Annotated in this window: 16 protein-coding genes, 2 tRNA genes and 1 other RNA gene; 7 read left to right on the forward strand and 12 right to left on the reverse strand. The window is 45.3% G+C overall.

The features are described 5' to 3' along the window. Positions 1–4: 4 nt before the first annotated feature. The 10 genes from gyrB to uvrA form a co-directional block, all read right to left on the reverse strand. Positions 5–1,984 carry a DNA topoisomerase (ATP-hydrolyzing) subunit B gene (gene gyrB / locus HYW32_04235; GenBank protein MBI2590197.1) on the reverse strand — a complete coding sequence of 660 codons (1,980 nt, stop codon included), beginning with the start codon at positions 1,982–1,984 and terminating at the stop codon, positions 5–7. Positions 1,985–2,075: 91 nt separating this feature from the next. Beyond that, positions 2,076–3,410 carry a DUF4012 domain-containing protein gene (locus HYW32_04240; protein MBI2590198.1) on the reverse strand — a complete coding sequence of 445 codons (1,335 nt, stop codon included), beginning with the start codon at positions 3,408–3,410 and terminating at the stop codon, positions 2,076–2,078. Beyond that, on the reverse strand, positions 3,407–4,039 hold the full coding sequence (locus HYW32_04245; GenBank protein MBI2590199.1) for a hypothetical protein: 633 nt from the start codon (positions 4,037–4,039) through the stop codon (positions 3,407–3,409). The genes HYW32_04240 and HYW32_04245 overlap by 4 nt, the downstream gene beginning before the upstream one ends. Beyond that, positions 4,029–5,165, reverse strand: a complete 1,137-nt coding sequence (locus HYW32_04250; GenBank protein MBI2590200.1) for a glycosyltransferase — start codon at positions 5,163–5,165, stop codon at positions 4,029–4,031. Before HYW32_04250 ends, HYW32_04245 begins: the two co-directional genes overlap by 11 nt. Continuing rightward, positions 5,162–6,610, reverse strand: coding sequence for a sugar transferase (locus tag HYW32_04255; protein MBI2590201.1), 1,449 nt, complete (start codon positions 6,608–6,610; stop codon positions 5,162–5,164). Before HYW32_04255 ends, HYW32_04250 begins: the two co-directional genes overlap by 4 nt. Before the next feature lie 96 nt (positions 6,611–6,706). Next, complete coding sequence (locus HYW32_04260) at positions 6,707–6,925, reverse strand: hypothetical protein (protein MBI2590202.1); 219 nt, start codon at positions 6,923–6,925, stop codon at positions 6,707–6,709. A gap of 90 nt (positions 6,926–7,015) precedes the next feature. Beyond that, positions 7,016–7,089 (reverse strand) — tRNA-Gln (locus HYW32_04265). A gap of 46 nt (positions 7,090–7,135) precedes the next feature. Continuing rightward, positions 7,136–7,482, reverse strand: an RNA gene (gene rnpB, locus HYW32_04270) — RNase P RNA component class A. Between the two features lie 43 nt (positions 7,483–7,525). Then, positions 7,526–8,221 carry a hypothetical protein gene (locus tag HYW32_04275; protein ID MBI2590203.1) on the reverse strand — a complete coding sequence of 232 codons (696 nt, stop codon included), beginning with the start codon at positions 8,219–8,221 and terminating at the stop codon, positions 7,526–7,528. 38 nt (positions 8,222–8,259) lie between these two features. Beyond that, positions 8,260–10,737 (reverse strand): excinuclease ABC subunit UvrA, encoded by a 2,478-nt coding sequence (gene uvrA, locus HYW32_04280; GenBank protein MBI2590204.1) that lies wholly within the window; start codon positions 10,735–10,737, stop codon positions 8,260–8,262. 126 nt (positions 10,738–10,863) lie between these two features. Here uvrA and HYW32_04285 point away from each other — a divergent pair, with 126 nt between their 5' ends. The 6 genes from HYW32_04285 to HYW32_04310 are packed head-to-tail and all read left to right on the forward strand — an operon-like array spanning position 10,864 to position 13,368. Continuing rightward, a complete protein-coding gene (locus HYW32_04285) occupies positions 10,864–11,337 on the forward strand; it encodes a polymer-forming cytoskeletal protein (protein ID MBI2590205.1) in 474 nt (157 codons plus the stop codon). 23 nt (positions 11,338–11,360) lie between these two features. Then, on the forward strand, positions 11,361–12,146 hold the full coding sequence (locus tag HYW32_04290) for a hypothetical protein (GenBank protein MBI2590206.1): 786 nt from the start codon (positions 11,361–11,363) through the stop codon (positions 12,144–12,146). Beyond that, positions 12,143–12,619, forward strand: coding sequence for a translation initiation factor IF-3 (infC, locus tag HYW32_04295; GenBank protein ID MBI2590207.1), 477 nt, complete (start codon positions 12,143–12,145; stop codon positions 12,617–12,619). Before HYW32_04290 ends, infC begins: the two co-directional genes overlap by 4 nt. Positions 12,620–12,668: 49 nt before the next feature. Continuing rightward, entirely contained in the window at positions 12,669–12,872 is a 204-nt protein-coding gene (locus HYW32_04300) for a 50S ribosomal protein L35 (GenBank protein MBI2590208.1), read from the forward strand. Between the two features lie 2 nt (positions 12,873–12,874). Beyond that, positions 12,875–13,225: a 50S ribosomal protein L20 gene (rplT, locus tag HYW32_04305; GenBank protein ID MBI2590209.1), complete on the forward strand. Its 351-nt coding sequence runs from the start codon at positions 12,875–12,877 to the stop codon at positions 13,223–13,225. Beyond that, entirely contained in the window at positions 13,222–13,368 is a 147-nt protein-coding gene (locus tag HYW32_04310; protein MBI2590210.1) for a hypothetical protein, read from the forward strand. The genes rplT and HYW32_04310 overlap by 4 nt, the downstream gene beginning before the upstream one ends. Position 13,369: 1 nt before the next feature. Here the strand turns inward: HYW32_04310 and HYW32_04315 are convergent, their stop codons facing one another. Then, the gene (locus tag HYW32_04315) at positions 13,370–13,756 is read right to left on the reverse strand and encodes a signal peptidase II (GenBank protein MBI2590211.1); all 387 of its coding nucleotides are present in this window, start codon (positions 13,754–13,756) and stop codon (positions 13,370–13,372) included. Positions 13,757–13,764: 8 nt separating this feature from the next. Here HYW32_04315 and HYW32_04320 point away from each other — a divergent pair. Continuing rightward, a tRNA-Val gene (locus tag HYW32_04320) sits at positions 13,765–13,841 on the forward strand. Between the two features lie 3 nt (positions 13,842–13,844). Here the strand turns inward: HYW32_04320 and HYW32_04325 are convergent. Continuing rightward, positions 13,845–14,159: a hypothetical protein gene (locus tag HYW32_04325; protein MBI2590212.1), complete on the reverse strand. Its 315-nt coding sequence runs from the start codon at positions 14,157–14,159 to the stop codon at positions 13,845–13,847. Positions 14,160–14,177: the final 18 nt, after the last annotated feature.

Here is a 14,177-nt window from a genome sequence, read left to right on the forward strand (position 1 = left end):
TTGCCTAAACGTCAAGATTTTTAGCGGTTTTTGCTCGGCTTTGAATAAAACGTTTTCGGGGCGCGACTTCATCACCCATAAGCATCGAAAAAATTTGGTCGGCGCGTTCAGCATCATCGATATCGACGCGTAAAAGTGTGCGGCGCGCTGGATCCATAGTTGTTTCCCAGAGTTGAATCGCGTTCATCTCACCCAAGCCCTTGTATCGGTCAACCCGCGCCTTGCCTTTTGAGATTTCTGGTTCTAAGTTATCTTCACCCACTTCGACTCCGGCTGACAGTGTGATGCCTAGATCCCTCAAAATCGTATCTCGTTCTGTGTCAGAATAGGCATAGCGGATAGTTTTGCCTTTGGTGATTTTGTAGAGGGGTGGCTGGGCAATATAGATATAACCACGGTCGAGCGCCTCGCGAAAATGACGGAAGAAGAGAGTAAGAAGCAGGGTGCGAATATGTTCGCCATCAACATCTGCATCGGTCATTATAATAATGCGATGATAACGAATTTTTTCGAGATTAAGCTGGTCACCGATACCTGCGCCCAGCGCGATAATCAATTCTTTAATGTGTTCAGTTTGAAGCATTCGATCGAGTCGGGCGCGTTCGACATTGAGAATTTTTCCTCGGAGGGGCAAAATTGCCTGGAACTTGCGATCGCGTCCTTGTTTCGCTGAACCGCCAGCTGAATCGCCCTCTACAATGTAGAGTTCGGATTTTTTTGGATCTCGCTCTGAACAGTCGGCCAATTTACCGGGAAGAGTCATGCCTTCTAGGGCGCCTTTGCGAATAACTGTTTCACGCGCCGCCTTGGCCGCCAAGCGAGCCCGCGCCGATAAAGATGCCTTGGTAATAATTTTTTTCGCTTCGTTGGGATGCTCTTGTAGATAGTATGACAAGCCCTCGGCCGTTACTTGTTCAACAATTGTTCGAATTTCTGGATTGCCGAGTTTATCTTTTGTTTGCCCCTCAAATTGAGGGTCACTTAACTTAACGCTGACAATCGCGGCCAAGCCTTCGCGAACGTCTTCACCGGAAAATCCGCTGTCGGTTTCCTTTAAGAGCTTTGAACTTTTAGCGTAGTCGTTCAAAACTCGTGTCAGAGCGGTTTTGAATCCAGTCAGATGAGTGCCGCCACCTGGCGTGTTCACTGTGTTGGCAAAGGTAAAAACGCGTTCGTTGAAATCCTCTGTGTATTGAAGGGCAATCTCAACCGAAATGTCATTGGTAATTTTTTCGATATAAATTGGTTCATGGAGATTGGCTTTATTGCGATTCAAATAGCGAACATGTGATGCGATGCCGCCCTCAAAATAAAAACTGTAGCTTTCTGAAGATTCAGCGCGATCATCTTGAGCGCGAATAAAGATGCCCTTGGTCAGGTAGGCTTGCTGGCGGAGTCTTTCGAGGATCGTTTCCCATTTAAAATCAATGGTTTCAAAAATGGTCGGATCAGGCGTAAATGTGGTCTGGGTGCCTGTTGCGTGGCCTGGGTCGTCAGCGCTAGTCAATTCACCAGCTGGTTGACCTTGTTTATAGAGTTGCTCATAGCGCTTGTCATCACGCCAGACCTCGGCCACAAGCCAAGCCGAAAGAGCGTTGACAACCGAAGCGCCAACACCGTGCAAACCAGCTGAAACTTTATAGCCCTCGCCGCCAAATTTTCCGCCAGCATGCAGGGTTGTCATGACCGTTTCAAGAGTTGATTTTTGAGTTGCCTTGTGAACTTCCACTGGAATGCCACGACCGTTATCGCGCACTCGAACGACATTTTTAGGTAAAAGTGTTAGCTCAATTTTTGAAGCGTAGCCAGCCATCGCCTCGTCGATTGAGTTATCAACGATCTCCCAAATTAAATGATGAAGACCAGCTTCACCCGTTCCGCCAATGTACATCCCCGGCCGTTTGCGAACAGCCTCTAGGCCTTCAAGAACCGTGATATCGGCGGCCGAGTAGGACGATTGATTTTTTTTGACTTCATCGGCCATAGAAAAACTCTCAAATCACTATTAACAAAAGAAGCTTCTAACTTCTTTTAATTATTATAACACTTTTTACAGGAGTAAGGAAGGGGAAAAGTCAAAATTTAACCGTGGCATCAGTCGATAAAAGCGCGTTGAAAACTGTTCGGTCACCTACACTAACTTCGAGCGCCTCTGCCAGCGTGCCGGATTGTTTTTGATAAAACAAACTCTGCCGATTTTGATCTAACTTCACTAAATATTCTAAAACAAGTTGACTCGTGGCGCCCGGTTCAGTGTCCACATGAGTGCCGAAAACGGTTTTATTGAATGCAGGTTCAATGTTGATCTGGTCGAAGCGGTCACTGCCATTAAATGTCGCCGAAATCAGTTTAGCGTTGCTGGGAACAACGATACGCAAGTAGTTATTATTCGTGTGATCAGGCCAAACGCCAGTGCCTTGATGGGTACGCTCAATTATAACGCGATGGTAAAGTGTTTCATTTGTTTCGAGTTCGATTTTTACAGTTGTTTTTTGACTAACATTTAAACTGCTTTTTTGACCGCCGACATTGGCGTTGAACAGCGCAAGATAATCCCCCTTTGTTTCTGAAATTGCCCCACCCCAGTTAGCGGCCAAAATGTTTGCTTCAACGTTTTCATCGGTGTGATACAACTGAATCTGACGCTCGTTGAGTTCTTGTTGAATAAAAGCGGGCAAACGCACAAGCACATTCGCTTGCTTGAGACGCGAGATAAAAGTCGGAATCAGTTCCTTGATGACAGTTTTGGGTTCATTTTGTTGACGTTGAACAGGATCGTAAAAATATTCTTTCTCGATTATATAATGGAGCGTGGTGAAAAAATTTTCCGCTTTAAGTTCATCGCCCGTCGGCAGAGGAATGGACCCGATGATTTTGAGTAAATCTTGAGCGACAGTGGCGTTAATTGCAATGACACCATCGACCGCCTCCCCGCCTTCTTGTTTATAGAACCAGCTGACCCGTTCCGCGGATGAGCGGAAATCAATGTCCCAGTTACTGTCGCGCATAGCCAGACGGTCATTGGTAGCCACTCCTTTAAGCGGCTCGGGTGGCGAAATTGCCACTCTTTCAGTAAAAGCGTTATCGCGTTTATAGATATTGGTGTCGACCACAAGATTTTCGTAACCACTCGCGGTAATGTCGAGAGTTGCAAAACTCCCGATAAACCCCCCACTCGGCCTCTGCTCGGCATTGTTTTGGAATAAAACCAAGTAGTGACCAGGTGGGATCATTTGTTTTAAGCGCCAGAGCCCTAAAAAATCGTCGGCGAAGACTAAAGACGCACTGCTCACGCCAAGCGCAAGAATACCGAACGCCAACCAAAATTCCCGCCAATTCTTTTTGGTTTCTGTTTTAACATATCGTTTAGTCGACTGAATCCCATCAATAAATACCTTCGATGATTTCATGTAAGCTGTTGTTTAACAGGCGCCACGGAAGCAGTGATAAGAAAGATGAAAATCGTGATAAAAATACCGCTTGTCAGGCCGAGACCGAGCGCAAAAGGCAGACTCTGGGAATTCTTGGTTACCAAAACATCGCCAGTGATCAGACTAAAGTCTTTATAGAAACCCTGACTCTGAAGTGTTTCTAGGCGTGCCGTCACAACTGATTTGATTGCTGTCAATATCCGGTTAACTTCTTGCTCATCTAACCTGTTTAACATCACCTGTAAACCAAGTCGACCCTGGGATTTAATCTCAAGCATTCGGCTTAAACTCCTGATAGTTTGATTAGCGGACGATGCTCGCGCTTCTACTAAAATCGTATTCACTGTTGCTGGATCTTTAAGCCAACTAGCAAGGTAGTCCGACAAGAATCCACTCCCCTGCAGACTATAAAATTCTCCGTACTCATAAAAATCGGCACTCGTCGGCGCTGATTGGGGAGCTTGAGCGACCGAAAGAAAAAGGCTCCCTTCAAAGCGCGGCTTTTGATTAAAAGATAAGAGAACAATGCTTAAAAATGTTAGACAAAAAACACCTAAGTACAATGTCAGATGTCGCCTTAAAAGCGTTACATATAGATCAAGATCCATTTTTGCTCCTTTGTTGAGAAATTAAATTTTCTACTATCTGCATAACAGATTGAGTAAAGATCGAAACATCGAATTGCTTAACGTGCTCTCGGATTCGTTTTTGATTATACCGCTTTTCGTCAAATTGATTGAGGATGCCTTTGAGCGCGGCAGCCGATTGTTCATAAAAGAACTCGCCGGTAATGCCGGGTAAAATCGATTCAAGCGCCCCGCCTTTTCCATAGGCAATTACCGGCCGGCCGGCCGCCATTGCTTCAAGAGGTGTAATGCCCGCATCTTCCTCGCCTGGGAAGATGAAAGCACGTGCCTGGGCGTAGAGCGCGGGTAAGGCTTGATCCGATACACGACCAAGAAATTCAATTGTCGGCGCCGACCGATACTTGGTCTTATACTCACTTAACATACTCCCGTTGCCCGCGACTTTAAGAGGAAGCTTGAGGTCGGCGCAGGCTTCGAGAACCAAATCGACTCTTTTGTATGGCTCAAGACGCGTTAAAATCAAAAAATAATCCTGAATTTTTGCCGATAGTGCGAATTTTTTCAATTCAACAAACGGAAAAATTATTTTTTCAGGCGATCGATCATAATAGCGTCGCATTTGTCGAGCAACATTGGTGGAATTGGCAATGTAGGCATCGGGTTTTTGAGCGGCAAGGTAATCCCAACGCTTGATCCAGCTTAAGACAGGCTGAACGAATGGGCGAATATAAAATGGAATTGGCGCATCCCTCACATACTCATTGCGCACCGACCAGAGGTAGCGAGTTGGAGTGTGTAAAAAGCAAAGGTGAGGAATATTTTTAGAAACATTGACGCCTTTTGCAAAGGCGGAAGAATCCGAAAGGACCAAATCGACATCGGCTGGCAGCTTGATATGTTCAGTTGCCCAAGGCATGAGGGGCAAATGCCATTTATAGTATTGTTTTGAGAACGGCAAATTTTGCAGAATAGAAGAGATGATCTGACGATCGCCGAAGGCGTCTTTCATTTTAAGTGGATCGTAAATGAGAGTATAAATCGGAGCGTCGGGAAACATCTGGGTAAATTGTTCGAGGATGCGTTCTCCGCCACCATACTGCGTCAAAAATTCATGCACCAACACCACTTTAAGCGGACGGGTTTTCACGCCGCTTTCCTTGTGCGTGAACGCAAAAGCGACATCGGAGTGCGCAAAAGAATAATTAGGTCTTGCCAAAAAGACCAGCGCTCAATGTAGCCAATATCAAGCCGTGCCTCATCATCGAAATCCAAATCTGAACGACCGGAAATTTGTGCAAGCCCGGTAATGCCGGGTTTAATAGTAAAGAGCTTTTCTTGCCAAGGCTGATACAGAGCAACTTCACGCGGTTGATGCGGGCGCGGGCCGACCAAGCTCATCGTGCCAAAGAAAACATTAAAGAACTGCGGAAACTCATCAAGGCTGGTTGTGCGTAAAAATTCTCCAATCGGGGTCAAGCGTGGATCATTGGCAACCTTATACACAGCGCCTTTGCGACTGTTTTGTTTTTGGATAAGTTGGCTTTCATATTGAAGCGCCTGTTTGCCGCCATAACTGTCGCCAGTGCAATACTCGATACGCATTGTTCGAAACTTATAGGTTTCAAAATGCTGTTTATCCTGACCAACCCGCGTATTTCGATAAATAATCGGTCCGGGGGAGGTGATTTTGACTGCGAGTGCGGTCAACAACATGATTGGTGAGACAAAAATTAACACGAACAAGGAGCCGATAAAGTCAAAAATGCGCTTCGCAACCCTACCCCACCCTTGAAGTGGTGTGCGTAAGACCTCAATAATTGGGATGCCTGCCATTGTTTGATAACTAAAATTTGTCGTGTGCACGCCAACGATATTAGGCGTGAGGCGAAGATCAATTCTTTTTTGGTTTGTTAATGCTAGCAATTTCAACATCTCTTTATCGTGAATACGTGTCGTCGCGATGATTAGTTCGTCGGGTTGATAGTGGTCAAGGATGCGTTCTGAATCCTCGAATGCGCCGAGGCATTTACCGAGTGGTGTAGTTTGCGAGTGAGTGTGTTCGGCAATCGCAATGTGCCCCAAATAGACGTAACCTAAACGCGTATTGACAGTGATTTCTCGAACGATCTGATAGGCTAAATCATTTGCGCCAATTACAATCACGCGATGCACGCCAACGTTATATTTATAAAGAGCTCTGCGAATCCAGTTTAAGATCGAACGGCCAAAGATTACAAAAAGAAGCGATAAGAGGTAGGCATATAAAAGAATAACTCGCGAGCCGATCCGGGTATCGGTGACAAAAATCGCGGCCGTAAAAAGTAAAGCTCCAAGCGACGTGCCTAAAAAGATGTCCGCAAATTCATCCAGACCCCGCCGTCCGCTCTCGGCCGAATAAAGCCCTTCGAGAGCATAAATTAGAATCCAAATTGGCAAGAGTGTCAAAATGAAAGTTAGATATTCGGGTAAAGATAAAATGTAGATTACTTCATTTTGTGTACGCAAAAAGTAAGCAAACAGAAAAGCGCTCAAAACCATGACGGCATCGAGCGGAATAAGAAGAACACTAAAAAAGAGCTCTGATCGTTTCATGGCACTCTTTATACATTAATGATAGCAGAATTCTCCAGGTTTTCACACAAAAGAACCCGCCTGGGCAGGTTCTTTTATTCACAAAGCCAGCTTTGTTTACTGCTGTTGAATTCTTTTTAACATTGGCAAGCCAGTCCTAGCATTTTCGATGACATCATATCCATCCGGCAAATCCTCGATTGGATCGCCTTTAGCATTTTGAGAATCGCGCGAAAAATAGAAAATTCGTTGTTGGCGCCCACCTCGCAAGGTTACCTCTTTACTGTAGAGGTAATATGTATCACCTGTTTTTTTTGATTGTACCGCGTATGGCATGGAACCCTTCACCTCCTCCCACTCCTTATGAAACTTGTTTTACTATACGTATTCGACTTCGAGTGTCAATCGAGAAGGTGTGGAAAGCTTTGGTTCCGGGAGAAGGATTCGAACCTTCGTACCCACCTCCAAAGGGTGGTGTCCTGCCGTTAGACGACCCCGGATGATTCTTTATTATCCTACCAAAAACCCGTCGGATGACGGGAGTTTGGCGCACACAAGATTCATAAGCCGGGTTCTGTTTCGCCGGTGGCGAAGGCAGTTATCTATCTACGCGTTCGGACTCGTGGACATCCCTGCGAGTCGCAGGTTTGACGACGTTCGAGCCCACCGAACTTGCACCATGCAGGAGTTTTGCGCCAACTCGCCTTTTGACGAATTGTTGGGAGCTCTTACCTCCACTCTTTTCACCCTTACCCAACTATAGGCTGGGCGGTATTGTTTCTGTGCCACTATCCCTGGCCTCACAGCCGCCCCGCTTACACGGGGTGCACTACTCTTTGGTGCCCGGACTTTCCTCACCTATTTGATTAAGAGCAACTGCCACGATCTGTGCGCAATATTATATTAACATAAAAACGTATTTTGCCCAGGTTGACATTAAATTTCCACACCAGGTGGGCCGACATCAGTTTGAGCCTCGACCTCACCGCTTGGATTACCTCCAGCCGGCGCCGCTGTTTTGCCTGGTTCTTTCTTTTTTTCTCCAGCTGGATTCGATGAGGGCGTATTTTCACTTTGAGGCGTATTCTCTTTGGATGCTTCAGAGGTCGTTCCAGCTGGAGTTTTGGGCTGACCAGTCTTAAAAGACTCAACAATTAAAGGAATTAAAAGCATCAGCGCAAGACCTGTTAAAGCGGCTGTGAAAACTTCCTTGGCTTCTTTTACTTTTGCCTCGTCGCCAAATGAGGAAATGTACAGATAACCCGAGTAAATCATCATTAGAAAAGCAAGCAGGAAGAGAATCGGAAGCAAGTTTTGATAAAGTTCAGGTAAATTTTCCTCGATTGATTTTTTGGGATTAAATAATCCATTTGATGAATTGGCGTTTTTCTGGTCTATTACTGCATTGGCTACATCTTCGGCAACTTTTTCAGAAGACGTCTTAGTGGGTGATTTATCAGCGCTTTGATCTTTACTTAAAATATCATCCGTCACATTCTCTGCATTATCAGTTTCTCCATTATTAGCCTCTGTCAGATTTGAAACATTAAAAAAAATTGAGTAGGTTGCGATACTCAAGGACGCGAACGCAATTAACCCAACAAAGACTTGACGGTGCGATAATTTGCCCATTTTACTCCATGCATGAAGGTTATTGAGAAACCTGTCTATTATAGCACGCCCAAAATGTCGCTTAGATATTTTCCCGTAATTGATGCTTTATTTTTTGAGAGCTGTTTTGGTGTGCCTTCAGCCACAATCTGCCCACCCATGGCTCCGCCTCCTGGCCCGAGATCGATCACCCAATCTGCGCATTTAATGACGTCGAGATTATGCTCGATCACCAAAACAGTATTCCCTTTATCGACTAAAGCCTGTAAAACGCGGAGTAAAAGCGCAATGTCTTCAAAATGCAAACCGGTTGTCGGCTCATCGAGAATATACAAAGTTGAACCTGAAGAATGCCGTGCGAGTTCCGTAGCAAGTTTGATTCTTTGCGCTTCGCCGCCAGAAAGAGTAGTGGCTGGCTGACCTAGTATCAAATAGCCTAGGCCAACGGCCGCCAAAACATCGAGTTTGCCAGCGATTGTCGGCTGATCAGCAAAAAAGTCACAAGCAGTCTTAACGGTCATGGTTAACACTTCAGCGATATTCCTGCCCCGGTAAAGCACATCGAGAATTTCCTGCTTAAAACGCGTACCCCGACACGTTTCGCAAACAACATAGACGTCTGGCAAAAAGTGCATCTCGTGGCGGATCGAACCTTCCCCACGGCAAACTTCACACCGTCCACCGCGGACGTTAAAGCTAAAATGGCCGGCGCTTATCCGACGCTTTTGAGCAAGCTCCGTGGAGACAAAAAGGTCGCGGATCGCGCCAAAGACATTTGTATAAGTTGCTGGGTTAGAACGCGGCGTCCGACCAATTGGCGACTGATCGACACTAATCACTTTATTAAGATTCTCAAGGCCTGTGATTTTTTGATGGATGCCTGGCTCGGCTAAGGCGCGGTGATAATGTTTAGCAAGGGCCACCGCCAAAGTGTCTTGTACAAGTGTTGACTTGCCAGATCCCGAAACTCCGGTAACGCATATCAATGCTTTAAGCGGAACTTTCACCGTAATATCCTTGAGATTAAAATTTTTTGCTCCAATAATTTCGAGATACGCGCTCGTTTTGACCTGCCTTTTAGTTGGAATTTTAATCATTTTCTCACCTCGCAAATATTGAGCGGTTAAAGAATTTTTTGACACGAGAAAATCATCAGGCTTACCTTCGGCGACTAACTGCCCACCCTCTTTGCCAGCTCCAGGCCCGATGTCGATTAAATAATCGGCCGCTCGGATAATCTGCTCGTCATGCTCAACAATGATTAAGGTGTTGCCTAGATCTCTTAATTCTTTTAAGATTTGAATTAATAGATTGATGTCTTGAGGATGCAAGCCTATCGAAGGCTCATCGAGCACATAGAGAACGCCTGTTAGCCCCGACCCGAGTTGCGTCGCGAGTCTAATTCGTTGCGCTTCGCCGCCAGCTAGGGTTTCTGCTCCTCGGTCAAGTGTTAGGTAGCCTAAGCCAACTTTTGTTAAATACTGAAGTCGCAAATTCATTTCGCGCAAAATATTTTCAGCCAAGACTTGCTCGGTCTGATTAAGCGTTGGAATTAAATTTTGGAAAAATTTCAAAGTCTCGCTGATTGTTAGCTGGGCGACTTGGTTGATCGTTAAACCACCAACCCGCACGCATAGTGCCTCATTTTTTAGACGTTGTCCTTTGCAAGTCGGGCAAAGCCGTTTGACCATATATTTCTCAATTTCAGTTCGAACGTAGGCTGAATCGGTATTCATATAACGTTCGTTAATAATTTGTATTATGCCCGGGAAATCTTGCCCGTCGCCAAACAATAATGTTTGTCGTTGCAGAACCGTTAAATTGCCAACTGGGGCATTGACTGGAATATGAGTAGTGATTTTAATCTGTTTAAGCACCTTCTCAATGCCCTGTCCGTTATTACTCAAACGCACCCATGGGCGAATCGCTCCCTCTTCTAAAGTTAGACGTGGATTTGGCAAAATGCGCTCAAGATCAAGCTCGGATCGTTGCCCGAGTCCGCGACACTCATGGCATGCCCCTTGAGGGTTATTGAATGAAAATAAACCAAGCGTTAATTCAGGAAAATTTTTCTGGCAATTTAGACAGTTCAAACCTGGTTTGTTTGACTCTGGCAAGATAATTTTTTTTAACTCTGCAAGGCAGGTCGGACAATTAGCCTTGCCAAGGCGCGTAAAAAGCAAGCGCAAGTAGTCGTAAATTTCACTCATTGTTCCAACTGTCGAGCGCGGCGAACGGGTAGTGTTTTTTTGATCAATTGCAATCGCTGGAACGAGTCCGCTAATCAAGTCAACGTCGGGTTTTTCCAACGTGCCAAAAAGATGCTTGGCATAAGACGAAAGCGACTCGACATAGCGCCGCTGACCCTCAGCGTAGATTGTGTCAAATGCGAGAGAAGATTTACCCGACCCGGAGAGACCGGTGATGACGGTAATCTTGTTACGTGGTATACGAACGTGAATATTTTGCAGATTATGGACTCTCGCCCCTTGGACGACAATTGAATCATTGGGAGTTGGGTTTTGGGGGTTAATCATAAGATCGTACTCGCGGAATTGTCGGGTGAGAGTGTAGCGAATCCATTCCCCTCTTGCAACCGTTTACTCCCTTCTGTATTCTAATAATTATCTTATCAGCGGCGACATTGAGGGGAAGGAGAATCGATGTTTGATGGCGCAACGCAGGATAGTGCGGTTGGAGGCCCAGGAACTGTTGTGGGCGCGAATGTTAAGCTGACTGGCACCTTAAGCGATGTAAACGACATTATTGTCCATGGTACGGTTGAAGGTGAGATAATTTCAGATAAGACCGTCACGATCAGTGAGACTGCCTCTGTGAAAGGACCTGTCACAGCTCAAATGGTGAGTGTTTCAGGTAAAGTCCAAGGTGGAATTACCGCTCACCAAAAACTTGAGCTACTCCCAACGGCCAATGTTGGTGGAGCAATCACAACTAAAGAGCTTCTCATTAAACCCGGGGCAACTTTTAACGGCAAGAGCACCATGACGGGTGAAGGCGCTCCCTTAGCCAAAACTGAAGAAGTAAAAAAACAAGATTTACCGGAACAGCCAAAAGAAAAATTACCGGAAAAAGCAGAAATTCTGGGCGCGGCGCCAACTTTTGAACTCGAAGAGTAAGTCGACGATGTCTTCAGCCTCGGATGTACTACTACATTACAGAAGCACCGCGCTCGCGAGATGACCATCGTGCACTTGAACGAGCTCGAGAGCTTCTCACTCTTCTTGGAATAGCGGGCGAGTTTGTTACAGCTTCGCCAACTCGATCAGTGGCGGAATTAGCTGAACTTGGCGCCGCTAAGCGTTACTCGACAATCGTTGCGATTGGGTCAGAGCGTCTGATTAACGAGGTCGCTACGTTATTAGCCGGAACGCCGTATGTTTTTGGCGCTTTGCCATTGCAAAATCCAGTCTCGCTTGAACTTGTGACCGGCATTACGACGCTTGAAGAAGCGGCGGAAGCGCTTAAATATCGCCGTGTTAAACTGACCTCAATTGCTCGCATTGAACCCAATAAGTTTTTTGTCACCGAGATTAAAATCGCGATTGCACAAGCAACGCCCATCCATCTTGCAATTGATGATGCCTCAATTGAAACCAACTGTAGTGACATTCGGTTAGCTGGCTCCGGTACAATTTTTTTGCGTAATCGTTTTGGCGATCGTGGCAAGAGATCTTTTCTCAACTGGCTTTTCGGCGGTAAAAAAGAAGAGACTGGTTACACTTCGCGTTTTCGAGGTTCAAAAATTTCAATCGAAATGGATGGTACTTATCCCGTTTACCTTGGCAGTGAGGTGATCGCTAAAACCCCATTGGCAATTCAAGTTTTTCCCAGAAGCTTGAAAATGATCACTCGACGTGATAGAGTTTCGCCACCTATAATAAGAGAAACTGAACGGAGGCCACAATTCTCGACGACAAACGGGTGAATGAGGCGATTATTGCGCCGGAAGTAGTTCTGATCGATCGAACAGGTAAAAATCTCGGCGGAATGTCGCGCGAACAAGCGTTTTTTCTAGCTCACGAGCAGGGCCTCGATCTTGTTGAGGTCAGTGGACAAGCGACGCCTCCTGTTATAAGAATTCTCGATTTCGGTAAAGAGCGCTACGATCGTGAAAAGCGAACTCGGAAACAGCGCGCCAAGCAAAAATCAGGCGAGATGAAGGAAATAAAATTAAGTTTTCTAATGAGTGAGCACGACTTTCAGACCCGAATTCGTCAAGCGGAAAAATTTATTGCGCGAGGAGATCAGATTAAACTCGGTATGCGCCTGGTCGGTCGAGAAAACGCCTTCGCCGAACAAGCTAAGGAGAAATTTATCCGCTTTGCTGAAATTCTAAAACTCAAAGTACCCAACATTACCAAGCAAGGGAATCGTCTCTCGGCAATCTTAACTCGATAAATCAGGTTGAATTATTAGGAAAGATCCGATAAAATTTCAAACAATAATCATGCCTAAGCTTAAAACTCATAAAGCGGCTTCTAAAAGGATTCTAAAGCGCACCCAAAGCGGTGTGTTTATGGCGCGAGCAATGAGCGCCCAACATCTAACTGGCGGCAAGGCGGCGCGAGTGAGTCAGAATGCCCGACATGTTCGAGCGCTTTCGCGCGCGAATAAGAAGAATCTAACGAAACTCTTGCCCTATTTGAGGTAATTATGGCCCGTGTTAAACGAGGAATTCAGGTTCGCAAACGTCACAAAAATCTCCTTAAGCGCACTAAGGGTTTTCTTCAGGGTCGAAAAAATCTTGTTAAAGTGGCTCGTCAGGCAAGTGTGCGGGCAATGCATAATGCGTATCGAGATCGGCGTGTTAAAAAACGAGAGTTTCGTGCGCTTTGGATTATTCGTCTCAATGCCGCTCTCCGTCAGCATGAACTAACCTATTCAAAATTTATTCCTCTCATGAAAAAAGCGGAGTTAAACCTAAATCGTAAGGTACTTTCTGAACTCGCCTCTAGTCATCCAGAAGAGTTTCAAGCCTTGCTAAAGCGCATTCTGAATACATGAGTGAAAAACCATTTATTTCGGGAATTCCAGCTGATTATTTAGACTTACTGCAAGAATTGGAGCGCCGCGAAGCAAAGAGTGTTTCAAAACCAAGAGTGAGCGACATTCTCGGACAAGGTCGGTTAAACTTAGATGTTGTATGATCTATACAGACCGCTTGCGAAAATGAATCAGCGTTAGAATGCCTAAACCCGTTAAAATCGCAAGATCGGCAAGATTAAAGAACGGCAACCAATCCCCAAGCGTAAACGGGTCGATAACCGCCCCGACCCGCACTCGATCGACTAAATTACTCATCAACCCAGCCAAGATGAAGCTGTACCCTAACCTGGAAGTTTTGTTCTGATCTCGATGAGTGATCTGTAAAACCATCACCCCCAGAATCCCAGCGCCAATCAACCCAAGGATAAGGGCGGGCTTTGAATTAAATGCACCAAAGGCGATCCCGGAATTCAAAACTGCTTGCTCAAAAAGTAAAATTTTGGTGCCTTGGTCTGCTAAAATAATGGCAAAAATAATTAAAAGAAACATAAACATTTGGTCGTATAGCTCAGTTGGTTAGAGCGTTGCGTTCACATCGCAAAGGCCCCTGGTTCGAGTCCAGGTACGACCACCATCATCACTGTTGATTTTGATAACTTGCTTCGAGTTTTGCGATAAAATTTTCAATTTCATTATTACCAACATCCTTAACGCGTAAACTTCCCTCAATGGGGGTACTCAAGGCGAAACCGTGAAAAGCTGCCGACTGGTGATATTCTGGAAAGTTTTGTGCCAATTTAACTCTAAATTCTGAACATGCTTCAAGAAAATCCTCGATTTGATTATCATTGAGTTTATTTTGAAGTCGAATAATACGATTTTTAATCTCATTATAAAAAGATAGAAGTTCAGTCTGACTATATTCTTGCTGTTCACCGTGTTCTTTTGACATAATTTTCCACCTATTTAC

Source organism: Candidatus Berkelbacteria bacterium, assembly GCA_016187225.1.
Classification (GTDB): domain Bacteria; phylum Patescibacteriota; class UBA1384; order JACPKC01; family JACPKC01; genus JACPKC01.